At 67.6% G+C, this 22589-nt stretch carries 24 protein-coding genes and 1 pseudogene; 14 read left to right on the top strand and 11 right to left on the bottom strand.

The features are described from left to right. Positions 1 to 4 precede the first annotated feature (4 nt). Positions 5 to 763, top strand: a complete 759-nt coding sequence (fliP, locus tag ACFPOB_RS30655) for a flagellar type III secretion system pore protein FliP (protein WP_377801922.1) — start codon at positions 5 to 7, stop codon at positions 761 to 763. Positions 764 to 882: 119 nt separating this feature from the next. Here the strand turns inward: fliP and ACFPOB_RS30660 are convergent, their stop codons facing one another. Next, positions 883 to 4284 carry a hypothetical protein gene (locus tag ACFPOB_RS30660; RefSeq protein ID WP_377801923.1) on the bottom strand — a complete coding sequence of 1134 codons (3402 nt, stop codon included), beginning with the start codon at positions 4282 to 4284 and terminating at the stop codon, positions 883 to 885. A 105-nt stretch (positions 4285 to 4389) separates the two neighbouring features. Beyond that, entirely contained in the window at positions 4390 to 5298 is a 909-nt protein-coding gene (locus tag ACFPOB_RS30665; RefSeq protein ID WP_377801924.1) for a LysR family transcriptional regulator, read from the bottom strand. Between the two features lie 229 nt (positions 5299 to 5527). Here ACFPOB_RS30665 and ACFPOB_RS30670 point away from each other — a divergent pair, with 229 nt between their 5' ends. The 3 genes from ACFPOB_RS30670 (at position 5528) to ACFPOB_RS30680 (ending at position 7201) form a co-directional block, all read left to right on the top strand. Beyond that, entirely contained in the window at positions 5528 to 5722 is a 195-nt protein-coding gene (locus tag ACFPOB_RS30670; RefSeq protein WP_377801925.1) for a hypothetical protein, read from the top strand. Then, positions 5704 to 6177 (top strand): hypothetical protein, encoded by a 474-nt coding sequence (locus ACFPOB_RS30675; protein WP_465248459.1) that lies wholly within the window; start codon positions 5704 to 5706, stop codon positions 6175 to 6177. Before ACFPOB_RS30670 ends, ACFPOB_RS30675 begins: the two co-directional genes overlap by 19 nt. A gap of 61 nt (positions 6178 to 6238) precedes the next feature. Further along, complete coding sequence (locus ACFPOB_RS30680) at positions 6239 to 7201, top strand: tripartite tricarboxylate transporter substrate binding protein (protein ID WP_377801927.1); 963 nt, start codon at positions 6239 to 6241, stop codon at positions 7199 to 7201. A 9-nt stretch (positions 7202 to 7210) separates the two neighbouring features. Here ACFPOB_RS30680 and ACFPOB_RS30685 read toward each other — a convergent pair whose 3' ends face one another. Genes ACFPOB_RS30685 through fliL form a run of 4 tightly spaced genes read right to left on the bottom strand, consistent with a single transcriptional unit; the run spans position 7211 to position 10148 of the window. Next, positions 7211 to 8017 (bottom strand): MotE family protein, encoded by an 807-nt coding sequence (locus ACFPOB_RS30685; protein ID WP_377801928.1) that lies wholly within the window; start codon positions 8015 to 8017, stop codon positions 7211 to 7213. Next, on the bottom strand, positions 8014 to 8463 hold the full coding sequence (locus tag ACFPOB_RS30690; protein WP_377801929.1) for a DUF6468 domain-containing protein: 450 nt from the start codon (positions 8461 to 8463) through the stop codon (positions 8014 to 8016). Before ACFPOB_RS30690 ends, ACFPOB_RS30685 begins: the two co-directional genes overlap by 4 nt. 17 nt (positions 8464 to 8480) lie before the next feature. Further along, a complete protein-coding gene (gene fliM, locus ACFPOB_RS30695; protein WP_377801930.1) occupies positions 8481 to 9605 on the bottom strand; it encodes a flagellar motor switch protein FliM in 1125 nt (374 codons plus the stop codon). A 30-nt stretch (positions 9606 to 9635) separates the two neighbouring features. After that, a complete protein-coding gene (fliL, locus tag ACFPOB_RS30700; RefSeq protein WP_377801931.1) occupies positions 9636 to 10148 on the bottom strand; it encodes a flagellar basal body-associated protein FliL in 513 nt (170 codons plus the stop codon). A gap of 288 nt (positions 10149 to 10436) precedes the next feature. On the opposite strand from fliL, the gene flgF reads away from it, so the two are divergent. The 4 genes from flgF to flgH are packed head-to-tail and all read left to right on the top strand — an operon-like array spanning position 10437 to position 13812. After that, positions 10437 to 11180: a flagellar basal-body rod protein FlgF gene (gene flgF, locus ACFPOB_RS30705; RefSeq protein ID WP_092162331.1), complete on the top strand. Its 744-nt coding sequence runs from the start codon at positions 10437 to 10439 to the stop codon at positions 11178 to 11180. Between the two features lie 20 nt (positions 11181 to 11200). Next, positions 11201 to 11989 carry a flagellar basal-body rod protein FlgG gene (gene flgG / locus ACFPOB_RS30710; RefSeq protein WP_377801932.1) on the top strand — a complete coding sequence of 263 codons (789 nt, stop codon included), beginning with the start codon at positions 11201 to 11203 and terminating at the stop codon, positions 11987 to 11989. Positions 11990 to 12004: 15 nt separating this feature from the next. Further along, on the top strand, positions 12005 to 13036 hold the full coding sequence (gene flgA / locus ACFPOB_RS30715) for a flagellar basal body P-ring formation chaperone FlgA (RefSeq protein ID WP_377801933.1): 1032 nt from the start codon (positions 12005 to 12007) through the stop codon (positions 13034 to 13036). A gap of 11 nt (positions 13037 to 13047) precedes the next feature. Further along, on the top strand, positions 13048 to 13812 hold the full coding sequence (gene flgH / locus ACFPOB_RS30720; RefSeq protein ID WP_377801956.1) for a flagellar basal body L-ring protein FlgH: 765 nt from the start codon (positions 13048 to 13050) through the stop codon (positions 13810 to 13812). A gap of 281 nt (positions 13813 to 14093) precedes the next feature. Here the strand turns inward: flgH and ACFPOB_RS30725 are convergent, their stop codons facing one another. The 5 genes from ACFPOB_RS30725 to ACFPOB_RS30745 form a co-directional block, all read right to left on the bottom strand. After that, positions 14094 to 15068 carry a hypothetical protein gene (locus ACFPOB_RS30725; protein WP_377801934.1) on the bottom strand — a complete coding sequence of 325 codons (975 nt, stop codon included), beginning with the start codon at positions 15066 to 15068 and terminating at the stop codon, positions 14094 to 14096. Further along, positions 15065 to 15487: an RNA polymerase-binding protein DksA gene (gene dksA, locus ACFPOB_RS30730; protein ID WP_092162318.1), complete on the bottom strand. Its 423-nt coding sequence runs from the start codon at positions 15485 to 15487 to the stop codon at positions 15065 to 15067. Before dksA ends, ACFPOB_RS30725 begins: the two co-directional genes overlap by 4 nt. A 143-nt stretch (positions 15488 to 15630) precedes the next feature. Next, the gene (locus ACFPOB_RS30735) at positions 15631 to 16635 is read right to left on the bottom strand and encodes a hypothetical protein (protein ID WP_377801935.1); all 1005 of its coding nucleotides are present in this window, start codon (positions 16633 to 16635) and stop codon (positions 15631 to 15633) included. Beyond that, a complete protein-coding gene (locus tag ACFPOB_RS30740; protein WP_377801936.1) occupies positions 16610 to 17983 on the bottom strand; it encodes an MBOAT family O-acyltransferase in 1374 nt (457 codons plus the stop codon). The genes ACFPOB_RS30735 and ACFPOB_RS30740 overlap by 26 nt, the downstream gene beginning before the upstream one ends. Before the next feature lie 136 nt (positions 17984 to 18119). After that, entirely contained in the window at positions 18120 to 18665 is a 546-nt protein-coding gene (locus ACFPOB_RS30745) for a TRAP transporter large permease subunit (protein ID WP_377801937.1), read from the bottom strand. Here ACFPOB_RS30745 and ACFPOB_RS30750 point away from each other — a divergent pair. The 6 genes and pseudogenes from ACFPOB_RS30750 to ACFPOB_RS30775 all read left to right on the top strand — a co-directional run. Next, positions 18664 to 18768, top strand: a pseudogene (locus ACFPOB_RS30750) (hypothetical protein); the annotation flags it as partial. The gene ACFPOB_RS30745 and the pseudogene ACFPOB_RS30750 overlap by 2 nt on opposite strands. Before the next feature lie 64 nt (positions 18769 to 18832). Then, complete coding sequence (locus tag ACFPOB_RS30755; RefSeq protein ID WP_377801938.1) at positions 18833 to 19210, top strand: LysR substrate-binding domain-containing protein; 378 nt, start codon at positions 18833 to 18835, stop codon at positions 19208 to 19210. 162 nt (positions 19211 to 19372) lie between these two features. Continuing rightward, positions 19373 to 19618, top strand: coding sequence for a hypothetical protein (locus tag ACFPOB_RS30760; RefSeq protein ID WP_377801939.1), 246 nt, complete (start codon positions 19373 to 19375; stop codon positions 19616 to 19618). Between the two features lie 416 nt (positions 19619 to 20034). Continuing rightward, on the top strand, positions 20035 to 20706 hold the full coding sequence (locus ACFPOB_RS30765) for a CerR family C-terminal domain-containing protein (protein WP_377801940.1): 672 nt from the start codon (positions 20035 to 20037) through the stop codon (positions 20704 to 20706). Continuing rightward, positions 20703 to 21659, top strand: coding sequence for an HlyD family secretion protein (locus ACFPOB_RS30770; RefSeq protein WP_377801941.1), 957 nt, complete (start codon positions 20703 to 20705; stop codon positions 21657 to 21659). The genes ACFPOB_RS30765 and ACFPOB_RS30770 overlap by 4 nt, the downstream gene beginning before the upstream one ends. Before the next feature lie 29 nt (positions 21660 to 21688). Then, on the top strand, positions 21689 to 22588 hold the full coding sequence (locus ACFPOB_RS30775; protein WP_377801957.1) for an ABC transporter ATP-binding protein: 900 nt from the start codon (positions 21689 to 21691) through the stop codon (positions 22586 to 22588). Position 22589: the final 1 nt, after the last annotated feature.

Consider the following 22589-nt stretch of genomic DNA (forward strand, 5'->3'; position numbering starts at 1 on the left):
AGCGATGGGTACGCTGAGACCGACCGGATGGAGATTGCGCGGGCTAGCGGGATTCGCCGCCGGGCTCGGCGTGGTCGGGATTGCCGCCGTCGCGCAGGCGCAGACGCTCTCGCTCGATCTCGGCCAGGGCGGCGTCACCGAGCGGGCGCTGCAGGTGATCGCCGCGATCACGGTGCTCTCGCTGGCGCCGTCGATCCTGATCATGGTGACCTCGTTCACCCGCATCGCGGTGGTGCTGTCGCTGCTGCGCTCGGCGATCGGCACGCAGACCGCGCCGCCCAATGCGGTGATCATCGGGCTCTCGCTGTTCCTGACGGGCTTCGTGATGGCGCCGACGTTGAAGGAGGCCTATCGCGTCGCCGGAGCGCCGTTGATCGCCGGGCAGATGCAGCCCCAGGAGGCGTTCGAGCGCGGCATCGTGCCGTTCCGCGAATTCATGCTGAAGCATGTGCGCGAGAAGGATCTGGCGCTGTTCATGGAGATGTCGCGCGAGCCGAGGCCGGAGCGGCCGGAGGACATCCAGATCCAGGTGCTGGTGCCGGCCTTCATGATCTCGGAACTCCGGCGCGCCTTCGAGATCGGCTTCCTGCTGTTCGTGCCGTTCCTGATCATCGACCTGGTGGTCGCCTCGATCCTGATGTCGGTCGGCATGATGATGCTGCCGCCGGTGACGGTGGCGCTGCCGTTCAAGCTGATCTTCTTCGTGCTGGTCGACGGCTGGGGGCTGGTCGCCGGCTCGCTGGTGAAGAGCTACGGAAGTTGATGGACCAAGATTGGCTCCAACCGCCAGCCCTCATCCTGAGGAGCGATCTATAGGATCGCGTCATCCTTCGAGACGCCGCCAACGCGGCTCCTCGGGATGAAGGCTATGAGGGGGCCGGCTCAGCCCTGGCCCGGCTTCGCTCCGGCATTGGCGGCGTCTGTCTCGGCCGGCTTGCGCCGCTCGCGCACGGCGCTGGAGTAGGCCGGATAGCGCTTGCGGTATTCCTTTAGGAAATCGGTCATCGTGTCTGAGCCGGCGGCAGCGCGGGCGGCCTCGCGGATGTCGGCGGCGCTGGCACGGCTCGCCCCGGTGACGAAGCCGAACAGCCGGGCATCGGCGCCCTGTGCCATCTTGGCGGCGAATTTGGTTCGCAGCCGGTCGAGCGAGAGCGCCTCGTCCGACATCACATAGCCGATCGCGGCGCGCATCACATCGGCGCGCTCGCCGTCGCTGAGCGGCGCCTGGCCGCGCCAGCTCTCGCCGAGGATGCGTTCCAGTGCTTCGCCGGCCTCGCGCCAGCGCCGGCCGCTCCAGAGGATGTCGGCGTTGAGACGGTCGACCTCCGGGCCGCTCTCGCCCTCCAGCAGGTCCAGCCCCTGATCGGTGCGCGACAGGTCGGACAACGCCTTGGCCTCCAGGAGCAGGCGGGCGCGCTTGACGTCGGCCGGCAGCTCGGCGAGCCGGGTCGAGACGAGCGCCTGCAGCGCCTCCGCCGGCTTGCCGTTCATCAGCCGGATCATGGCGAGCCGCGTCGCGACGGTGGAGCGCGCAGCGCCGGTCAGACGCCGGTCCATCTGGTATTGCAGAATCTCGCTGGCCTGATCGAGCAGGTCGAGCTCGACCAGCCGGTCGGCAAGCAGGCGAGTGATCTCGTCGCCGCGCCGGCCGATCGGCAGGAACTCCTTGAAATCGTAGAACAGCGCCAAGGCGTCGAGCCGCGGCAGCTTGTCGAGGTCGGGATCGCTGAACAGCGCCTCGAAGCGTTGGGCGGTCTCGTCGTGCAGCAGGCGCGTCGCCGGGTTCTCCGGGAAGACCTCATTGGCCCGCCGCGCCGTCTGGAAGGCATCGCGCCAGCGCTGCTGCTCGACATAAAGTCGGCCGAGCTCGGCCAGGGCCTCGATCTCGATCTCGCCGCCCCGCCAAATCGCCGAGACGGTCTCGAGCCGGGCGATCGCCTCGTCGGCCGAGAAGTCCGCGCGCTTCTCGGCGCGTGCGAGCTTGACCGCGCGCAATTGCGCCTCGGCAGCCACCGGCCGGGTCTTCGCCTCGAACAAGGGCTTGTAGCCGTTGATCGCTGCTTCCGGCCGGCCGCCGACATCGTCGAGCCGGGCGCGCAGCAGCGCCAGTTCCTCGGGATTGACCAGCTCTTCCGGCATCTCGGCGAGCCGCGCGATCTGCTTTTCCGCCACGCTCGTCTCGCCGGTGGCGAGCGCCGCGCGCACCATTGCCGGGCGGAACTCGGCCTGGAGATCCGCGGGATAGCGATCGAGGATGCTCTCGGCCCGGCGGAAGCCGGCGAGCGCCTGGGCGTCGCGGCCGAGCCGCTGCTCGGAGAGAGCGCGCCAGAGCCCGGTCTCGGCCTCGTCGCGGATCGGGGCGGCGTCGAAGGCCTTCAACGCCTCGGCACTGTGCTGCATGCGGGTGGCGATCACGCCGCGCAGGAAGAGCGCGTCGCGGTTGCCACGCATCGCGGCGTCGTCGGCAAGCAGCGCGTTCAGCGGCCCGGCCGCTTCCGGCATCATGCCGTTGGCGGCGAGGAAGCGGGCCAGCGCCAGCCTGGCTTGAGATTTGCGGCCACGCGAGGCGCCGGTGACCTCGCGCAGCAGGGCCGCGGCGCGGTCGCGGATCTCGTTGGTACGCAGCGCGGTCCAGGCTTCGCTGTCGAGCAGCGGCCGGGCGGCCGCGATCGTGTCCTTCTTTTCGGTGTCGTCCGATTTCTCGGCGTCGAGGCTGACGATCAGGCCGTTCTGGCGGCCGATCCGGACCGCATCGGTGTCGGCGCGCACGGCCAGATCATCCGCCACGGCGCTGACGACAACGCCATGGGCGCTCTGCGGCAGGCCGAACTCGACAAAGCGATAGGGCTTGGAGACGGCGCGCGTCGGTCCCAGCGCGGTCGCAACGCCAAGGTTCGGGCCGCCTTCGGTGTTCTCGAGCCAATGCACGCCGGTCAGGCCCGGCACCGGAACGGTGACGATGGTCTGGCCGCGCTCGTCGGCCTCGCGGCTGGGCGTAAGCGCGCCGGCCGGCTTGCCAGCCTTGTCGCCGAAACTCAGCGACCATCTCGGGCCGTCATCGGAGAGCCGCACGATCTGCTGGCGGCGGGTTTTCAGCCTGACGAGCGTGACCTTGGCCTCGCGGGTGACGGTGACGCCCTCGACCAGCGCCGGCAGCACGCCCTTGAGCTTGTCCGGGTCGAGCGTGTCACGCGTGTCGAAGACGAGTGTGACCCGGCCCGGTTCGGTGAAGGCGGCGGCGCCGGTCGGGCGCGAGAAGCGGAAATCGATGCGCCCGCCATCGCCGTCGGCGGCGGAGGCGATCTCGACATCCCGGGGCGGCGTGTCGGCGGCGACCGTGGCAACCGGCTTGGGCAGTGTCTGCGGTGTCTCGGCTTTCGGGGCAGGGGACGGGGGTTCGGCGACCGGCTTCTGCTCGGGCGCCTTGGCTTCCGCCGGCTTCGGCTCGGCGGGCGCGGCCGCCTGCAGATCGGCGAGCGAGAGCGCGGCGGCGGCACCGGAATGCGCGAGGTCGACGGTCCACCCACCCTCGTCACGGAAGCTGCGAAGCTGGCGCTCCTTCGGCACGGTGAATACGAGCTGGGTCGCATCGCTCCGGTTCGTCGCCTGCTCCAGCGTGAAATCGGCCGGCAGCAGGCTACGGATCTGCGACGGCGTCACTGCCAGCGCCTGATCGAAGTTCAGCGTCAGCTTGCCGTCGTCCAGGCTGGGGGTGAGCAGGGCCTCAGGCGGCGTTGAGAACATCAGCCGGTCGAGCGTCGGCAGGCGGGCGGCACGGAAGCCGAGCGGCTTGGGGGCTGTCGCCGGCGCGCGGGCGATCTCGCGAGCGCGCGCCTCGGCGAGGCGCAGGCGCTGGGTCAGCTCGGCAAGGACTTCGGGCGGCAGGCCGGGCAATTGGCCGGTCCAGTTCTCCGGCAGAAGGTCGACGAAAGCCTTGTCGCCCGCTTCGAGCAGATTGGCGCGATAGGGCCGGGCGAGCGCGAGGCGCAGGCCGCGACCATCGGGATCGATCCTGATCACCGAGACATAGTTCGGCAATTCGGCCACGAGCCGGCTCGGATCGAGCTGCACCGGCTGGCTGAAACCGATCACGACGACGCCGTTGGCGACACGCACCCGCGTGGTCACCGGCTCGTCGAAGGTAAAGGCGAGGCGGCCGAAGCCGGCACGCATGGCTTCGCCGCGCAAGGTCGCGGTGGCCGCCATTGCCGGCACGGCAAAGCCTGCAGCGAGGCTCAGCGCCGCCAGGCCGATGCCGAAGCTCAGGGACCGCAGGATACGCACGACCGCTACTCAACTCGACGCGATGGCGGAGCCGCGACAGGCCGCTCCAACCTGCGTGGAGGCTAGCCCGTCAAGGATAACGGCGGGTTAAGAACATCCTCGCTGCTACACATGCCCGGCGGCGTATTTCCGTGCGCTTCGCGCGAGATGCCGCGACAGCGCCCGGGCCGCCGGGGACAGGGTCCGCCCGTTGCGCAGGCAGATCTTCAGGCAGGCCTTACGCAGGTTGCGGCCCTGGAGCGGCACCGTGACCAGCCGCCCTTCAGCGACGTCCCGCTGCGTCGCGCAACGCGTCAGGACGCTGACGCCGAGGCCGGCCCGCGCGAAGGAGCGCAGCGACTGGATCGAATTGGTGATCAGAGCCGGTTTGAGCTCGATGCCGGTCGCCGCGACCATGTCGTCGACGAGGCGGCGCAGCCCGAAGGTCCGGTCGGGGAGGGCGAGGCGCATCTCGCCGATCTCGGCAATCCTGACCGATTGCCGCCCGGCGACCGCATCGCCGGGATGGGCGGCGAGGACCAGCGCGTCGGCGATCTCGGCGAGCGAGAGCACGCTGCGGTGCAGGATCGGATTGAAGGCGACGATTACGTCGGCCTCGTCGTCGAGCAGGCGCTGCACGAGCTGGTCTGAGCTCGCCACCATGATGTCGAAGCTCACGGACGGATGGGCGGCCGAAAATTCGGTGAGCGCCGGATAGACGAAATCGTCCATCGCGCCCTCGACCGTCCAGACACGGACATGCCCGCGTTTCATGCCCTGGAGCTCGTCGATGGCGGCGCGCGCGTTCTGGACGCTGTCGAGGATGGTGCGGGCGGTCTCCAGCACGGCCGCTCCCGCCGTCGTCAGCCGCATGCCGCGGGCGCGGCGCTCGAACAGGGCGGTGCCGTACTCCTCCTCGAGGCTGGCGATCTGGCGGCTGATCGCCGAGGGCGCGACGCGCAGCGTATCGGCCGCCGCGCGGACCGAGCCGTGATCGGCGACGAGGGCGAAATAGCGGTAGCGGGTCAGCGACATGACAGCTGGGACAGTAGGAGAGTGTTGCCGGATCGGCAACGAACTCTCCGCGAATCCAGGCTGGCTGAGTGGCCCGCCCGCCTTCTACGACTAGGAAAGCCAGCGAGGAAGCGATCCGATGTACTCCACCCGTACCAGCTAGGACGGCAGCTACCGATTCATCCCGGCAGTCTACCAATATTCCGGCGGGGTCGCGGCAGAGCCGGGCTTCCGGATCGAGCGCGCGCAATTGGCGGTGCCCGTGGCGCTGGATCGCGGTTTGGCGTCGATCGAAGCGCATCTGAAGCAGCTGGGCAGGCCGCTGACCGCGTTCTGCGCCTGCGAACTGCGCTCGCCGGAGCCCTTCTCGGAAGGGGGATTCGACGCTTCAACCGGCTCTATGCGTCGCGGCTCGATCGATGGGGCATCCTCCAAGGGCAGGTGAACCCCGTCGCGCGCACCAATATCTGCCCCGAGATCGGCAAGCCGGACAGCGTCTCGCTGCACGCTTTCGGCTACACGGTTCCGGATGCCTCGGCTCGGGCGAGCTTCGTGGTGGCGGGCAGCGGCGAGGCGCCCGAAGGCGGCGCGAGCTATGCGCAGGGAACGATCCGGCCCGGCGATGCCTCGCCCGAGGGCGTGCGCGCCAAGGCGCAATGGGTAATGGGCGAGATGGAGCGCCGGCTCTCCGGGCTTGGCTATGGTTGGCGGGAGGCCACGGTTGCCAATGTCTACACGGTCCGCGACATCCACCCACTGCTGATCGATGTCCTCGCCCCGATCACCGGCCTCGGCCGCGCCGTCACCTGGCATTTCTCGCGGCCGCCAGTGGCAGTGCTCGACTACGAGATGGATGTGCGCGGCCTGCCGCGGGAGATACTGATCGACGCGTCGGCCTGATCCCGGCGGACGCTCCGTGCGTTGCCGGAAATCGAACAATGCGGTGGTGGAGGATCCAATGGTGCTCGATCGACGTGCGCTTCTCCTGGCGGGGCTCGCCTTGCCGACGCTGGCCCGGGCGCAATCCGCCTGGAAACCCGAGCGGCCGGTGCGGCTGATCCTGCCGTTCACGCCGGGCACCTCGATGGATCCGGCGGCGCGGCTTGCGCAGGAGAGCCTCAAGGATGCGCTCGGCCAGAGTGTCGTGGTCGAGAACATCGCCGGCGCGGCAACCGTCGTCGCCGGGGCCGAGATGCTGAAGGCGCCACCGGACGGGCACACCACGCTGATGATTGCAAACAGTTTCGCGGCGAATATCACGCTGCGGACGCGGACGGCGGACTGGCAGCGTGCTTTCGTCCCGGTGGTGCAGGCGACGGTGGTGCCTCACGTCCTCGTGGCTGCGCCGGCGCTGAGGACTGACTGGACAGGCTTCCTCAAGCGCCTGCGCGAGGGCGGCGGCTCGATGACCTATGGCTCGCCGGGCATCGGCACCTCGCCGCATCTGGGCGCGGAGCATTTCCTGCGCCTCGCCGGCGGCAAGGCCGTGCATGCGCCATACAATGGCAACGCACAGCTCTTCGTCGATCTCTATGCCGGCCGGATCGATTTCGCGCTCAGCACCCTGCCGGACGTCGTCCAGCCGATCGAGGAGGGCAAGCTCACCGCGCTCGCGGTGACGGCCGAGCGGCGGGTGCGCGAGCTACTCAATGTCCCGACCTTCGCGGAGCTCGGCCTGCCCGACCTTCTCTCCGATAGCTGGTTCGGCATCATGGTGCGGCGCGACACGCCCGCGGCGGCCCGCGATGCGCTGGAGCGGGCCTGGCTCACCGCCCTGGCCCGGCAGGATGTTCGCGAGCGCCTGCAGGCCCTGAGCTTCACGGTGCTGGCGCGGCCGGGCGCCGAGTTCGAGAAGGTGATCGACCGCTATGTCGCGACCTATGCGATGATCATCAAGGAGAACGGCATCGCCGTTCAGCATTGACCGCGAGCCTCAGCGCTTCGGGGTGGGCTCGATCGCCGGCAGTTCGGTCCCGGCCGGCGTCGGCGCCGGGGCGCGCTCGGCGGCGACGGCAGGGCGGCCGCGCAGCGAGAGCGCGACGGTGAGCCGCTCCGCCGCCTCGGGCGACATGGCGGCGAGCACGTCCGACATCTTGCGCGGGCTCATCTGCTGGACGACGGGAACCAGGATGTCGAGCGCCAGCCGGTCGAAGACGCGGGCGGCGTCCTTCGGCTTCATCGTCTCGTACATGATCACCAGGTTCTTGACCGCCTGATTGGCGTCCGCCTCTTGCTTGCGGGGGGCATCGACCTTCTCTTCGAGCGCCTTCAGGTCGTCGACCCGGCCGCCGAGCTTTTTCTCAGCCGAATCGAGCAGCTTCTCGCGCATGTCGAGCTCGCGCATGCGCGCCTCGATCTCCTCGCGGCGCTGCCCGAGACGCTCTAGCAGAGCCTTCTCAGCCGGCGAGACGGGCTGGGCGGTACCGTTCATCAAGCCGGCCTTGTTATTGGGGGCGGCGTCGCGCTTGGCCTGCTCTTCGGGCGGTAGCTTCGGCTTCGGCGGATCGATCGTCCCGGTGGTCTCCGGGTCCCAGAAGGCGTCGGGCTGATGGGCCTTGGCGGTGATCTTGGCGAGGCCCCAGGCCTCTTTCTGCTCCGCTGCGGGCTTTGCGGCGAAGACCGGCGCATAGGCGGGCACCTTGCCCGGAGTGGGCTCCGCCGACCAGGACAGCAGCTTCAGCGCCAGGAGACCCATGGCGCCGAGGATGACTGCCGGAATGAGGCGGGGCGTTTGGATCACGCAGCCTGGCCTTCGAGCCTGCGGGCGGCGCGGGCACGGATCGCGGCGGCGGCATCGGCGGCGCTCGCCATGCGCGAGAGCGCGGGCTTCTCCGGCGCGGGCTCGGCGGCCTTGGGCGCGACCATGCTGGCGGCGCTGACGATCTGGCTTATGCGCTCCATCACGACCTGGCCGGCCTCGATCTGCTGGGCGAGATCGGCGGCATAGCGCTCGGCGGTCTGCAGGCGTTCGGCGAGGGTGCGATCGCAATCGCCGAGCGTCAGCTTGAGGCCGGCGATGGCGCGCTCGGCCGTATCGGTGGCGGAAATCAGCGCGCCGATGGTCTGGCGCATCGCGCTCTCGTCGGCCTTCAGCCGCTCGATGCGCTTGGACAGCACGAAGCAGGTGATGATGGTGGCGACCAGCAGGCAGGCGACCAGCGCGTCGGCGATCAGGGTGATGGTCATGGGGCAGGTCTCCCTGGTCAGGACGCCGGGTTGAGATGGCTGGTGTCGAAGGCGGCCATGGTCGTCTTCGAGCGCCGCAGCGGGCTGACGACCTGGACGGCGATCTTGTCGTCGACGCGGCCGATCCGGCCCTCGCTAACGATGAACTCGCCGCACCGCAGCGAGGCGACCGAGTCGGGGCGGGCGTCGAACATCAGGGTGTCGCCGATCTCGAGCTTCATCACCCGTTTCAGCGGCATGGTGCATTCGTGCAGCACGCATTTCACGGCGACCTCCGCTTGCCAGACTTCGGTGGCGAGGTGGTTCTCCCAGATCGGATCGCGCCCGAGCTTCTCGCCCATGAAGCTTTCGAGCAGCAGTTCGCGGATCGGCTCGATGGTCGCGTAGGGCAGGAGCAGGTGGAGCGAGCCGCCGCGCCCTTCCATGTCGAAGCGCAATTCGACCCGGATGGCAGCATTGGCCGGGCGCGAGATGGAGACGAAGCGCGGATTGGACTCGATCCGGTCGACCCTGAAGTTCACCGGCGAGAGCGGCTTGAAGGCGGCCTCCGCATCGCCGAGCACGACGCCGATCACGCGGCGCAGCAAGCTCATCTCGATCGAGGTGAAGGGCCGACCGTCGACGCGCGCCGCCGCCTGGCCGCGCTTGCCGCCGAGCATGGTGTCGAGCACCGAATAGGTGAGGGCGGACTCGATGGTGACGAGCCCGAAATTGTCCCATTCCTCGGCCTTGAACACGGCCAGCATCGCCGGCAGCGAGATCGAGTTGATGTAGTCGCCGAAACGGACCGAGCGGATGCCCTCCAGCGTGACCTCGACATTGTCGCTGAACAGGTTACGCAGGCTGGTTGAGAGAAGCCGGACCAGGCGCTCGAAGATGATCTCGAGCATCGGCAGGCGTTCATAGGTGACCGAGCCGGAATCGACGATCGCCTGGATGCCGTTGCGGCCGCCCTTGCCGTCATCTCCGATGGAGAAGCCGAGCATGGTATCGATCTCTTCCTGATTCATCAGGCGATCGATATTGGCTTCGGTCTCCCCGCTCTCGTCCGAGATGACGTCGGACATGGTGGCCCATTCCGCTGCCATGCCCTCCGGCGTCAGCGGGGTCTTGTCCTTGTCTTCAAGCTCGTCGTTGGCCATGGCAGTCTGCTTTGCGCGATCGGGCTGCCGCTATTGCAGCAGCAATTCCTTGAACAGGACGGCGTCGACCTTGGCCGGGTAAACGGTGACGTTGACCCGGCGCAGCAGCTCTTCCTTCAGCCGGTACATGCCGGCCGAGCCGTCGAGGTCGGAAGGACGCAGTTCGCGCATGAAGACCTGGAAGGCGTCCTCGACGCGCGGCAGCAGCGGCTTGACCTGGTCGGCGGTCTTGGGGTCGGCGATCTCGAGCGCGACCTTGATCTTGAGAAGCGGCTGGCGGTCCTGCTGCGGGCCGGCGGTGATGCCGATCATCATGTCCTTCATCTCGACGAAGGTGATCAGTTTCTTGGCGGCTGCGGCAGCCTGCTCGGCGCTCACCGCCTCGGCCGGCTTCTTCGCCATGAAAAAGAACCAGCCTCCGCCGCCGAGCGCGGCGACGAGCGCGAGGGCGCCGCCGATCATGACGAGCTTCTTCTTGCCGGACTTCGGCGCCGCTTCGGCGCCCTCGGCGGCTTCCTCGTCCTTGTTCGCCTTCTTCGCCATCTGGCCAACCTGCCTAGAACGGGCGCCGCCCCGGCCCGTCTCTCTGTCGTTAACCCTTGCCCAATTACGGTTAACGGCTCGTTAAGGAGGGCAATTTTTGCCGGGTCGTTTCTGCCGCGCAGGCGGGTTCGATCCAGCGATGGTGAAGGCGGTCTTCCGATCTATATTCAATGATATCAATAATTTGTCTGGATTAACCATGTTGGCATGTCGCTTGCCACCTGTTTGCCGTGGCCACCGCGCTGGGGAGCGTCGGGGCGGCCACGGGACAGATCGGGAGCAGGAGCCGTGGAAAACGCGCTTCTCGTCAGCCTGTCGCGCCAGATGGCTCTGGCGCGCGAGCTCGACGTCATCGCCAACAACGTCGCCAATGTCGGCACGAACGGCTTCAAGGCCCGTTCGGCCCGCTTTGCCGAATACGTCTCGCCAACTGCGCGGGCCGACACGTTCCAGACACAGGATCGCCGGCTCTCCTATGTCATCGACAAGGGCACGCCGATCGACCTGTCGCTCGGCATGATCGAGCGCACCGGCAACCCGCTCGACGTCGCGGTGCAGGGCGACAACTACCTCGTCGTCCAGACCGCACAGGGCGAGCGCTACACCCGCGCCGGCTCGCTCGAGATCAACGGGCAGGGCCAGCTCGTGACCCAGGCCGGCCAGCCGGTGATGGGCGATGGCGGGCCCATCGTGTTCGGCTCGACCGAGAGCAACCCCCGCATCGCCACCGACGGCACCGTCACCTCCGACCAGGGCCAGCGCGGCAAGCTCCGGATCGTGCGCTTCGACAATCCCCGGGCGCTGGCCAGCGACGGCACCAACCTGTTCTCCTCGACCGCCGCCGCCCAGCCGGCAGGTCCGCTGGCGCGGCTGGAAACCGGGGCCATCGAGCGCTCCAACGTCAAGGCCGTGGTCGAGATGACCCGCCTCGTCGAGGTCCAGCGCGCCTACCAGACCCTGTCGGCGATGATGGGCAAGACCGACGAACTGCGCGCCAAGGCGATCACCCGCCTGGCCGACCAGCAAGCCTGAACCGGAAAGGAGCCAGATCCATGCGCGCGCTCTACACCGCCGCCACCGGCATGATGGCCCAGGAACTCAACGTCCAGGTCATCTCGAACAACATCGCGAACGTCCGCACCACCGGCTACAAGCGCCAGCGCGTGCATTTCCAGGACCTGCTTTACGAGCATTTCCGCCGCGCTGGCACGCAGACCTCGGACCAGAACACGCAGGTTCCGGCCGGCACCTTCGTCGGCTCGGGCGTCAAGACCTCCTCGACCGGCCGGGTGATGAGCCAGGGTAACCTGACGCCGACCGAGAAGCAGTACGATGTCGCGATCCGCGGCGAGGGCTTCTTCCGCATCCAGATGCCGGACGGGCGCACCGCCTATTCGCGCGACGGCTCCTTCGACCTCGACAGCCAGGGCCGGCTGGTGACCCGCGACGGCTATGTCGTCCAGCCCGGCATCACCGTCCCGAACAATGCGACGGGCGTCTCGATCAACGCGCAGGGCACGGTCGAGGTGACGCTGCCCGGCCAGACCGCGCCGCAGCAACTCGGCCAGATCCAGCTCTCGCGCTTCATCAACAAGGTCGGCCTGGAATCGATCGGCGACAACCTGTTCGTCGAGACGGCCGGCTCCGGCCCGGCGATCGACGGGCTTGGCGGTGAGGAAGGCTTCGGCACGCTGCAGCAGAACTATCTGGAAGAAGGCAACGTCCAGGCCGTCACCGAATTGTCCTCGCTGATCGCGGCACAGCGCGCTTACGAGATGAACTCGAAAGTGATCTCGGCTGCCGACCAGATGATGCAGTCAACCTCGCAGATCATGCGCTGAGGAAGGATGAGCCAGATGATCCGCTCCGTTTTTCTCATCGCCGCCCTGACCGCGATCCCGGCCATGGCCCCGGCACAGACAGCCGCCCCGGCCGGCGAACGCGCTCCGGCCGCGACGCCGGCGACCGCAACCAGGCTCAAGCTCAAGACCGACCTGACGCTGTCACGCGACATCGTCGGCTTCGGCGACCTGATCGCCGGCCTGTCGCCGCAGGATGGGGCGCTGCCCGCCTTCCGCGCGCCGGCGCTCGGCGAGACCGGCACCATCCAGGTCAGCCGCATCGTCGAGGCTGCGATGAAGCAGGGCCTTCTGCGCGACGCGCTCGATCTCGACAGCCAGGGCGTCGCCCAGGTGGTGGTGACGCGGGCGGCGCGCCGGATCACCGGGCTCGATGTCGAGGCTGCGGTGAAATCGGCGCTGCTCGAACGTTTCGGCTTCGACGGGCGCGCCTTCTCGCTGCTGCTCGACGGCGGCGCACCGTCGGTGGTGGTCGAGCCGGAGCTGACCGGCGACCTCACCGCGCTCGACCTGAACTACGATGCGCGCTCGCGTCGCGTTACCGGCCGGCTGAGCATGCCGGGCAGCGCCGCGACGCGGCTGAAGCCGGTGCGTGTCTCGGGCCAACTGGTCGAGACCGCCGAAGTCGTGGTGCCGCTACGCACGATCGCCCGCGGCGAGACCCTGACCGCAGCCGACATCACGGTCGAGCGCCGGCCGCGCGATGCGCAGTTCAACGACGTGCTCGGCGAGATGAAGGCGGCGGTCGGCAAGGTCGCCAAGCGGATGCTGGTGGCCGGATCGGTGCTGCGCAACAGCGATGTCCAGCGCGAGGAGGTCGTCGGCCGCGGCGAGATCGTCACGATCGTCTACGAATCGCGCGGCGTCGCCATCAGCCTGCGCGGCCGGGCCAACGAGGCCGGCGCGGTGGGCGACGTCATCTCGATCACCAATCCCCAGTCGAAGCGCGTGCTGCAGGGAACCGTCACCGGTCCCGGACGCGTCAATGTCAGCCCGCAGGGCGGCGGCCAGATCGCGGCTGCGCGCTGATGGCGATCCTTTTGCTCCAGTTGCGGACCGTTCCCATGACCCGGACCAACCCTTTCGCCATCCCCGCCGCGCTCAGCCTCAGCCTGCTGCTCGGCGCCTGCGGCGCCGCCGATCGGCTCGCCAATGTCGGCCAGGCGCCGGCGCTGTCGCCGATCGAGGATCCCACCGCGACCAAGGGCTACAAGCCCGTCCAGATGCCGATGCCGGCCGTGGAGCACGCTTCCTACGCGCCCAACTCGCTCTGGCGCACCGGCTCGCGCGCCTTCTTCAAGGATCAGCGCGCCCGCCTCGTCGGCGACCTCGTCACCGTCAAGGTCAAGGTCACCGACCGGGCGCAGCTCGACAACACCACCAAGCGCAGCCGCAAGAACGGCGAGGAGTTCGGCGCCGAGAACGTCTTCGGCCTCGAGACCAAGTGGAAGCCGAAGGCCGATCCGAGCTCGCTGCTGAAGCTCGATTCCGATGCGTCCAGCGAAGGCTCCGGTTCGGTGCGCCGGGCCGAGCAGCTCGCGACCAATGTCGCGGCCGTCGTCACCCAGACCCTGCCGAACGGGAATCTGGTGATCGAGGGCAAGCAGGAGATCAGGGTCAATTTCGAGGTGCGCGAGCTGATCGTCGCCGGCGTGATCCGGCCGGAGGACATCGAGTCCGACAACACGATCGAGTCGACCAAGATCGCCCAGGCCCGCATCGCCTATGGCGGCCGCGGCCAGATCACCGATGTGCAGCAGCCGCGCTACGGCCAGCAGGTGATGGACATCCTGCTGCCGTTCTGAGGCATGTCCCGGAAAAGTGGAAGCCGGTTTTCCGAGACAGGACATGCCTGAAAGATAGATCCCCATCCCGAGTTTCCGGCGCGACGGCAACGCTCCCCACGTTCCAAGCTTTCGCGCCGGACCGGCGGTCTCTCCCGAGCCGCCATTCCTCCCGGCCGCCCGCCACGCTCCCCAGCCATCCAAGGCTGGCGGCCAGAAGCCCCGCGCCCTCCCGCGCGGGGCTTTTTGCTGTCTCACCGAAATGTTACGGAGTGGGCACGACCGAAGCGAAAGGGAGTGGTCTAGTTGAGGCGGCCGAGCAGGCGGTCTCCGACCGAGTCCGTATAGGTGCGGTCGAAGCCGACATAGTAGAGAAGCGGCTCATACTGGGAAAATTCGGACTGGAAGCACCAGAAAACCAGCGAGACGTATTCGTTCCTCGCCGAGATCCAGTCGCCGCCACGGTTCAGGACGGGCATCTGCTCGGAACGCAGGGCGAGCTCGGCCCGGTTCACGCAGGCTTCCCGGTTCGGAAAGCGGGCTTTGGACCGGTAATGGGTCAGGCTCGCCCGCAGCGTCGAACCAAACTGTCGCTTGAAATCGAAGCCAGGATTCAGCTTCTGCAACTCGGCATTGATGACGGTCATGCGCGCTTCGATCTGGCTGTCGTTCAAGCCGGATACGGAGACGAACATCAGGAAGGCCCCATTCAGGTCGATGCAGCGTATCGCCGACTGAATCATCGACTTCGCGTCAGCACGCACATTGCCATAGATCGAGCTGTCGGAGGATGGATAGACCTGCTCGAAACTCGCGCTACGCAGCGCCGCCATCGCGTCGTTGACGCAGTCAACGATATGCGTTCGCTTCGACGTGGCGTAGGTCTGCCAGATGATTGGGCGCAATTCGGTGCCCGACGCAGATGCCGATGCCTGCGCTCCCGCCGGCCGGTTGGGGGTCAGTTCCAGGCCGAATGCCTTGAAGCCGTCGCCGGCGCTCACACGGTAGCCGATGAGACCGAGAACCAGGATCATCGCCGCCGCGACGCCCGCAATGGCCCATGGCAGGACGCGCAAAATCTGCGGGACGATCTTGCCGTCCTTGTCGGCGTCGAGGAGATCGCGAAGCAAGCCCATGTCCAGCCCCTGCGACGCGCGCCGGAGGCGGCCCGGGGGGCGGCGATGCCCGATCGTCCGGCCTTCGGCGTTCAAATAAAGAACGGACGGGCGATGCCGCCCGTCCGTCGCGATTACGGCACAACTGCGGCGATCGTTCAATCGTCCCTGAACACCCGCTCGTTGCGCTCGTGGCGCTCCTGCGCCTCCAGCGAGAGCGTCGCAATCGGGCGGGCTTCCAGGCGCTTGAGCGAGATCGGCTCGCCGGTCTCCTCGCAATAGCCGTAGGAGCCGTCCTCGATGCGGGAGAGGGCGGCATCGATCTTGGAGATCAGCTTGCGCTGACGGTCCCGGGCGCGCAGCTCGATGGCGCGATCGGTTTCCGAGGAGGCGCGATCGGCGATGTCCGGGTGATTCTCGCTCTCGCTCTGCAAGGTGACCAGGGTCTCCTTGGCCTCCTTGAGGATCTCCTCCTTCCAAGCGAGCAGCTTGCCGCGGAAATATTCCCGCTGCCGCTCGTTCATGAACGGCTCGCTGTCGGTGGGCTTGTAGTCAGGGGCAAGACTGATCTGCTTCGACATGGCAGGCCTTCTGCATGAGCGTCCGAAGGCCTCGCCGGCTTCGCCGTGTCGAGGCCGCCGATTTGGCGCCCTTATAGCGACTGGTCACATCCGGAACAATCGCTTTCGCGCAGCCGTGAACAAGCTGGCAAAGCGCTGGAAAATCAGCGCAATCTGAGGATTGCCGCGGCAATGTCGGCAGCGAGCGGCACGGCGATCGTCCGGCGATAGTGGGTGTGGTCGAAATAGTTGTCCGGCTCGCGATTCTCCGGACGGTCGACGCGCCAGTCGACGAGGGCGGTGCGCGGGCGCTCCGCGGCGAGCCTGGCATAGGCGCCTCGGCAAGCGGCGTCGGCCTCTGCCTCGGGCGTGCCGGGCACGGGCAGGGCGGTGACGAGGTTCGGCGGCCGCACGAGCACGACCGGCACGCCGGGAGCGGCGCGCTCGAGCAGTTCGCGCAACGCAACGGCCGCAGGGAACTGCCCAGTCAGGTTACCGCCGCTGATATCGAGATGTTTACGCAGTTCGTCGCGATGCTTTTGCACGGCGACGTAGCCGTGGGCCTCGTAGCCGGACTCGTAATCCCAATAGCCGTCCGGGCGTGCGCGTTCCGGCGAGCGTGTCGTGAGATAGCCCAGGCGGCGCAGACTTTCCTCGACCGCATCGAAGCGCAGCAGCCCGCGCAGATAGGCGAGGTGCGAGCGCTCGTACAGCCAGAACGGGAACGGATGGTCGACCGGTCGGTTTGGGTCCGCAAAGCACCATTGCCGGTCGATGCCGATCACCAGCGCCTTCGCCGGTTCCTTGCGATTGCGCAGGAACCAGTCGAGCAGGACGAGCGTCTCGCGCGCGCCGGTGGCGGGAGCGATCAGCGAGACGAAGGGGATGCCGGTTTGCTGGGTCAACTGTTCCGGCTGAACCAGCTGGATATGCGAGTTGCCGAAGACCGCGCCGGCGAAGGCGGGATCGCGACCGCGACTCGCGGCGGCAGTGCGTGGGCCCTGCGGCCTGACGCCGGTCTTGAGCGCGAAAGGCGAACGCCCGCTGTCATAAGGGTCGATCAGCAGGGAGAGCGCCAGCAAGGCCCCCGTGATCGCCGCGCCGGCGATCAGGAAGGTCCGGACGAAGCCGCCCCAGCGCGCTTCAGAACTGGAAGTAGATGAATTCATAATTTGCGTCGTCGCCGATCTTGAACAGGATCAGTACGAAGAGAATGGCTGTGAGGACGGCGAGCCAGCGCGCCGGCGTCGCCTTGTGCACCGCTGCCCAGGCGGTCGGGCCGATCATGGCGACCGCGATCGCGGGCAGGAAGGCGCGCCATTTGAAGCCGGTGCCGATGGGGCCGAAGCCGAGCATGCCCTTGTAGACGGCGAGCGCGGCGTCGAAGGAGGTGGCACGGAACAGCACCCAGCAGCAGGCGACGAAAAGGAACGTCAGGGCCCAGCCTAGCAGCTTCGGCATCGGCAGTCCGGCGCGGCGCCAGAGCACGCCGATGGCAAGCACGACGCCATGCGCCGCGCCCCAAGCGACGAAGTTGAGGCCGGCGCCGTGCCAGAGGCCGCCGAGCGCCATGGTGGCGAACAGCGCCCAGAGCTGCAGCGGCAAGCCGTGCCGCGAGCCGCCGAGCGGGATGTAGAGATAATCGCGCAGGAAACGCGACAAAGTCATGTGCCAGCGCCGCCAGAAATCCTGCAGGCTGGTGGCGCGATAGGGCGCATCGAAATTCTGCGGCAGCACGATGCCGAAGAGCAGGGCCAGGCCGAGCGCCATGTCGGTGTAGCCGGAGAAGTCGAAATAGATCTGGAAGGTGAAGGCCAGCGTGCCCTGCCAGGCCTGGACCATGCTCACCACCTCGCCGGCGGCGGCTGCGGCGAAGACCGGATTGGCATAGTCGGAGAGCGGGTCGCCGATCAGCACTTTCTTCGCCAGGCCGATCGTTAGCAGCATGATGCCGCGGCCGATGCGCTCGGCCGCGTCGGGGCGCAGGTAGGGCCGCTCGTCGAACTGGTGCATGATCTCGCGCCAGCGCACCAGCGGCCCTGCCAGCACTTGCGGGAAGAAGGCGATGTAGAGAGCATAGCGCACGAGATCGTAGCGCGGCGCTTCGCCCCGGCGCAGATCGGTCAGGTACATCACATGGTGGAAGGTGAAGAAGGAGATGCCGAGCGGGAGCGCGAGATCGAGTTTCGTCGTCGGCAATCCTGGAATCATCGCAGCGAGGTCGGCGAAGAAGTTGAAGTATTTGAACAGCGCCAGGATCGCGAGGTTGATCGCGATGGCGAGCGTGATCAGGCCGCCGGCCCTGGTCTTCTGGAAGGCTTCGGCGATCAGCCAGTTGAGCAGGATCGAGAAGCCGAGCAGCGGCACGAAGCGCCAGTCCCACCAGCCATAGAAGGCGAAGGAGAGCACTGCCAGCAACGGCAGCCGCCAGGCCGGCGCAAAGCGCTCGACCAGCCAGTGCAGGGCGAGCGCGAGCGGCAGGAAGCCGAGCAGGAAGACGAAGGAATTGAACAGCATCAGGCGGGCGAAGGCGGCGACAGAGCGCCGCCTTAGACGATTATCGCCGCCCTGTCATGGCCGAGAGGGTCGCGGTCGCTGCGGTCGCTTGCCCCATGGAGCAGGCCCTCGGCGTCAGCGAGGCGCCGGCTCGATCCTAATTGAGCGACATCGACCGGGGCAGCCGGAGCGCCAGATCGGTCCAGGCCAGCAGCATGGCGATCAGTGCGAAGGGGGCGACCAGGAAGGGCATTACGCCGCGATACATCGCGCCGAGGCTGATCTCCGGCGCCTGCGTCCGGATCACGAAGAGGTTCATCCCCGCCGGTGGGTGGATCAGCCCGATCTCGACGACGGTGCCCAGCAGCCCGCCGAACCAGATCGGATCGTAGCCGGTCGATATGACCCGCTGCAGCAGGACGGGCACCGTGACCAGCACTAGGCCGATCCCTTCGAGGAAGCAGCCGAAGAAGACGTAGAAGGCGATCAGCAGCAGCGTCACCGCAAGCGGCGGCAGGCCGACCGCGGCGATCGACTTCACCACGGATTGCGCCATGCCGGTCTGCACGACGAAATCGGAAAAGATCGTCGAACCCAGCACGTTCAGCACGAGATTGGCGGTGATCCGGGTCGTCTCGGTGAAGGCGGTCGCTACGTCGCCACGGGCGAAGCCCTTGCGCAGGAGAGGCGCCGGCACCGGCATGGTGACGGTCGGGCTCTCGATCGCGGCGCATCTCGCCTTGTTGCCGCCGCGTCTGCGCCCATTTCGCGCCCGCTATCCCGACATCAGTCTGCATATCATCGAGGGCTTTCACCCCACACTCGAAGAACGCCTGCGCGACGGCACGGTCGATTTCTACATCGGTCCCGATGGCGGCGCCGACCTCGTTGCGCGAGCTCGTCGGCCAGGACTGGGTCACGGCCTCGATCACCGCCGATGCCAGCGACGAGATCAACGCCTTTTTCGCTCGCCACCAACTGCCGCCGCCGCGGCTGGCGGTTCGCAGCCAGTCGGCCCTGACCTTGCTGACCTGCCTCGCCAAAAGTGATCTCCTGGCGATGGTCTCGGCGCAGTGGGAGCGTTTCGAGATGACTGGCAAGGCCCTGAACACGATCAGGGTCGAGGAAGAGCTGACGGCGCCGCCGCTGGTTCTCGTCAGGCCTTCCGACCTGTCCCCCACCTCCGCCGCGCTGCACCTGCTCGACCTGATGCGCCGGGCGACATCTCGCCTGGCCGCAGAGACCTAGCTGTTGCAGCAGCCGCGAACGACCATGAACGCCGGCCATCGGCGAGCTTCACTTTAAGGTGTCCGAGCCCAGATAGCGGGCCATCTTGCATAAGCGACTCGTATTTCGCCGGCTGGGTCGCTAGCGTAACCGATGTGTGTTGCGTAGCGATGAGGTGGTGCCATGCCGAACGCCGACGCCGTGACGATCTCGTCTTATGAAGAGCGGAAGGCTGCGGTGCTGCGAGCCGCGCAGCTGATCTCATCCGCGCGGGGCTCCGAGGGGGAGCGGGAATTCGAGATGCTGACCGAGGCTATCGCAGAGTTCGACATCTGCCAGGACGCTCTCGACGTCATCGAGATTCCACCGGCTTTCATGCAGTTTCTATCCAGCGGGCATCGCGACCAGGTTTATATTCGCCGGGCGTAACGGGCGCTTCTCAACGCTGTTTCAACGGCGGCGTTTGCGGGAGGGTAGTCCGTGTATCCGCCGGGCCCCTCGGTAAACAATGTCGCACCGTCGGGGGTGGCGAGTGGGGTGTCCTGGCTGAAGCTCGGCCAGATCGGCAATGAGAGCTGGCGCTTTAAAAACCGCGCCTGACCACTTCATCCACCGAAGCGCACTGGACGCCGAAATCGCCCCGGCCGAGCAACCCCGACCAGCTCCGCTGGGGCGACCCCGGCACCTCGGCGCAGCGCTCGAGGGGGCTGACCTTCAACGCAATAAGGGGGCTGACCTTGAACGCGATTTGACAGCGGAGACGACACATGCCGCGGCTCGCACCAATGGCACCATTTTCAATCAATCGATTGATTAAATGACCGTGCCATGCTATCGCTCCCGCCATGGCACGCAAATCCATTCTCAACGACACCGAGGGCACGCGGCAGGCGCTGATCCGTGCCGGGCTCGACCTGTTCGGCCGCAACGGATTCGACGCAACTTCGACGCGCGAGATAGCCCAGGCAGCGAAGGTCAACAGCGCCGGCATCGCCTACCATTTCGGCGGCAAGGACGGGCTCCGGCAGGCCTGTGCCGAGGCGATCATCGCCCGGATACAGGCGGTGCTGATGGGAGGCGCGCCCGGGTCCGTTATCACGATCGACGCCGCCGATCGCGACGTTGCGGCCGGGCAGCTCGTGTCCCTCATCGACCGGATGGTCGTCTTCCTGACCACCGCGCCGGAGAGCGAGATGATCGCCCGCTTCGTCGTGCGCGAGATGTTCACGCCGAGCCCGGCCTTCGACACGATCTATGGCGGGCTGTTCGCGCCGGTGCATCGCCGGGTCTGCCAGGTCTGGGCGGCGGCGACCGGCATGGACCCTGAGGCGCCGGCGACCAAGCTCGCCGTCTTCGCCGCGATCGGCCAGGTCTTGTATTTCCGCATCGCGCGGCCGGCGGTCACCCGGCGTATGGGTTGGGACGAGATCGGCCCGACCGAGGCGGGCGCGATCACCGAAACCATCAGGCGCTCGCTCCGCGCGAGCATTCTCGCCTGCAGGGGAGAGGCGTCATGATCCTCGATTTCATCTGCTCCTTCGCCATCGCCGCGTCGCTCGGCGTCTGCGCGCCGGCCTCGACCCGCGTCGTCGGCTATGTCGAGGGCGAATATGTCCGGATCGGCCCGATCGACACGGCGCGGATCGAAACCGTGGCCGTCAGGCGGGGCGAGCGCGTCGCGCCCGGTGCGCTGCTCGCCGAATTGCAGGCCGACGATGCCCGCAACGCCGTCGCCGAGAGCGAGGCGCGGCTGGTCCAGGCGCAAGCGCAGCTCGCCAATCTGCTCAGCGGCAAGCGGCCGGAGGAGATCGCGGTGATCGAGGCGGTCGCCGCCTCGGCCAAGGCGCAGGAACGCGAGTCGGAGCGGGCGCTGGAGCGGCGGCAGGATCTCTTCCGCCGGGGCGTCTCGACCCAGGCCGATCTCGACCAGGCGCAGACGGCGCGCGACGTCGCCGTGGCGCGGGTGCGCGAGACGGCCGCCAATCTTGCCGTAGCCCGACTGGCCGCGCGCGAGGAGGAGATCAGGGCGGCGCGCAATCAGGTGGAGCAAGCGCAGGCTGCGCTCGACCAGGCCAAGTGGCGGCTCGGCCAGCGCAGGCTGACGGCGCCGGCGGCCGGGATCGTCACCGACCTGGTGCGCCATCCCGGTGAATTGGCTGGCCCCTCGGCGCCGGCGCTGACCATCCTGCCCGATGGCGCAGTCAAGCTGATGCTCTATGTGCCCGAGGCGCTGCTCTTCGGGACGACCGTCGGCACGCGACTCGATGTGCGCTGCTCGGGCTGCCCGCAGGGGATAGCGGCCACCGTATCTTATGTCTCGCAGGAGCCGGAATTCACCCCGCCGGTGATCTATTCGGCCGAGACCCGGCAGAAGCTGGTCTATCTCGTCGAGGCGCGGCCCGAGGGTGGGCCCGCGACGCGGCTCCAGCCCGGCCAGATCGTCGACGTGATGCTGCGGGGGCGGCGGTGAGCGACGGCAACGTCATCGATGTGCGCGGGATGACCAAGCGTTTCGGCAAGCGGACGGTCGTCGACAATGTCGACCTCTCCGTCCGGCAAGGCGAGATCGTCGGCTTCCTCGGCCCGAACGGCTCCGGCAAGACCACGACGATCCGTTTGATCTGCGGGCTGCTCACGCCCGATGCCGGGGAGGGGACGGTGCTGGGCCTCGATGTTCGCACCCAGAGCGCCGAGATCAAGCTCCAGGTCGGCTACATGACCCAGAAATTCTCGTTCTACGAGGATTTGACGATCGAGGAGAACCTGACCTTCGTCGCGCGGCTCTACGCGCTGAAGCCGGTCGAGGAAGCGGTCGCGCGCACGCTCGACAGTCTCGGCTTGACCTCGCGCAAGGACCAGCTCGCCGGCACGCTCTCGGGCGGCTGGAAGCAGCGCCTCGCACTCGCCGCCTGCATCATGCACCAGCCGAAACTGCTCTTGCTCGACGAGCCGACCGCCGGCGTCGATCCCAAGGCGCGGCGCGAGTTCTGGGACGAGATCCACCGCCTCGCCGGCGACGGGCTGACTGTGCTGGTCTCGACCCATTACATGGACGAGGCCGAGCGCTGCCATCGCATCGGCTACATCGCCTATGGCAGGATGCTGGCGACCGGCACGGTCGACGAGGTGGTGAAGGGCTCGGGCCTCTCGACCTATGTCGTCCATGGCGTGCTGAAGCCGGCCGAGATCGCGGCGCTGTCGCAGACGGACGGTGTCGAGCAGGTCGCGCCCTTCGGGGCGACGCTGCATGTCGTCGGTTCCGACAAGCAGAAGCTGGAGGCGGCGCTGGCCCATCTGAAGGACCGGCCTGGCCTGCGCATCGAGCCGGATGCGACCAGCCTGGAGGACGTCTTCATCCAGTTCATGGCGAAGGCCCAGGCTGAAGGGAGGGCGGCATGAG

The sequence above is a fragment of the Allobosea eneae genome (assembly GCF_042657265.1).
Lineage (GTDB): Bacteria > Pseudomonadota > Alphaproteobacteria > Rhizobiales > Beijerinckiaceae > Allobosea > Allobosea eneae.

What these genes read in the sequence shown, in the direction of transcription:
- fliP (WP_377801922.1), top strand. Translation starts at nt 5, where the DNA reads ATGGGTACGCTGAGACCGACCGGATGGAGATTGCGCGGGCTAGCGGGA.
- ACFPOB_RS30665 (WP_377801924.1), bottom strand. Translation starts at nt 5,298, where the DNA reads ATGTCGCTGACCCGCTACCGCTATTTCGCCCTCGTCGCCGATCACGGC.
- ACFPOB_RS30690 (WP_377801929.1), bottom strand. Translation starts at nt 8,463, where the DNA reads ATGACCATCACCCTGATCGCCGACGCGCTGGTCGCCTGCCTGCTGGTC.
- fliM (WP_377801930.1), bottom strand. Translation starts at nt 9,605, where the DNA reads ATGGCCAACGACGAGCTTGAAGACAAGGACAAGACCCCGCTGACGCCG.
- fliL (WP_377801931.1), bottom strand. Translation starts at nt 10,148, where the DNA reads ATGGCGAAGAAGGCGAACAAGGACGAGGAAGCCGCCGAGGGCGCCGAA.
- flgG (WP_377801932.1), top strand. Translation starts at nt 11,201, where the DNA reads ATGCGCGCGCTCTACACCGCCGCCACCGGCATGATGGCCCAGGAACTC.
- flgA (WP_377801933.1), top strand. Translation starts at nt 12,005, where the DNA reads ATGATCCGCTCCGTTTTTCTCATCGCCGCCCTGACCGCGATCCCGGCC.
- dksA (WP_092162318.1), bottom strand. Translation starts at nt 15,487, where the DNA reads ATGTCGAAGCAGATCAGTCTTGCCCCTGACTACAAGCCCACCGACAGC.
- ACFPOB_RS30735 (WP_377801935.1), bottom strand. Translation starts at nt 16,635, where the DNA reads ATGAATTCATCTACTTCCAGTTCTGAAGCGCGCTGGGGCGGCTTCGTC.
- ACFPOB_RS30740 (WP_377801936.1), bottom strand. Translation starts at nt 17,983, where the DNA reads ATGCTGTTCAATTCCTTCGTCTTCCTGCTCGGCTTCCTGCCGCTCGCG.
- ACFPOB_RS30745 (WP_377801937.1), bottom strand. Translation starts at nt 18,665, where the DNA reads ATGCCGGTGCCGGCGCCTCTCCTGCGCAAGGGCTTCGCCCGTGGCGAC.
- ACFPOB_RS30755 (WP_377801938.1), top strand. Translation starts at nt 18,833, where the DNA reads ATGGCGGCGCCGACCTCGTTGCGCGAGCTCGTCGGCCAGGACTGGGTC.
- ACFPOB_RS30760 (WP_377801939.1), top strand. Translation starts at nt 19,373, where the DNA reads ATGCCGAACGCCGACGCCGTGACGATCTCGTCTTATGAAGAGCGGAAG.
- ACFPOB_RS30765 (WP_377801940.1), top strand. Translation starts at nt 20,035, where the DNA reads ATGGCACGCAAATCCATTCTCAACGACACCGAGGGCACGCGGCAGGCG.
- ACFPOB_RS30770 (WP_377801941.1), top strand. Translation starts at nt 20,703, where the DNA reads ATGATCCTCGATTTCATCTGCTCCTTCGCCATCGCCGCGTCGCTCGGC.
- ACFPOB_RS30775 (WP_377801957.1), top strand. Translation starts at nt 21,689, where the DNA reads ATGACCAAGCGTTTCGGCAAGCGGACGGTCGTCGACAATGTCGACCTC.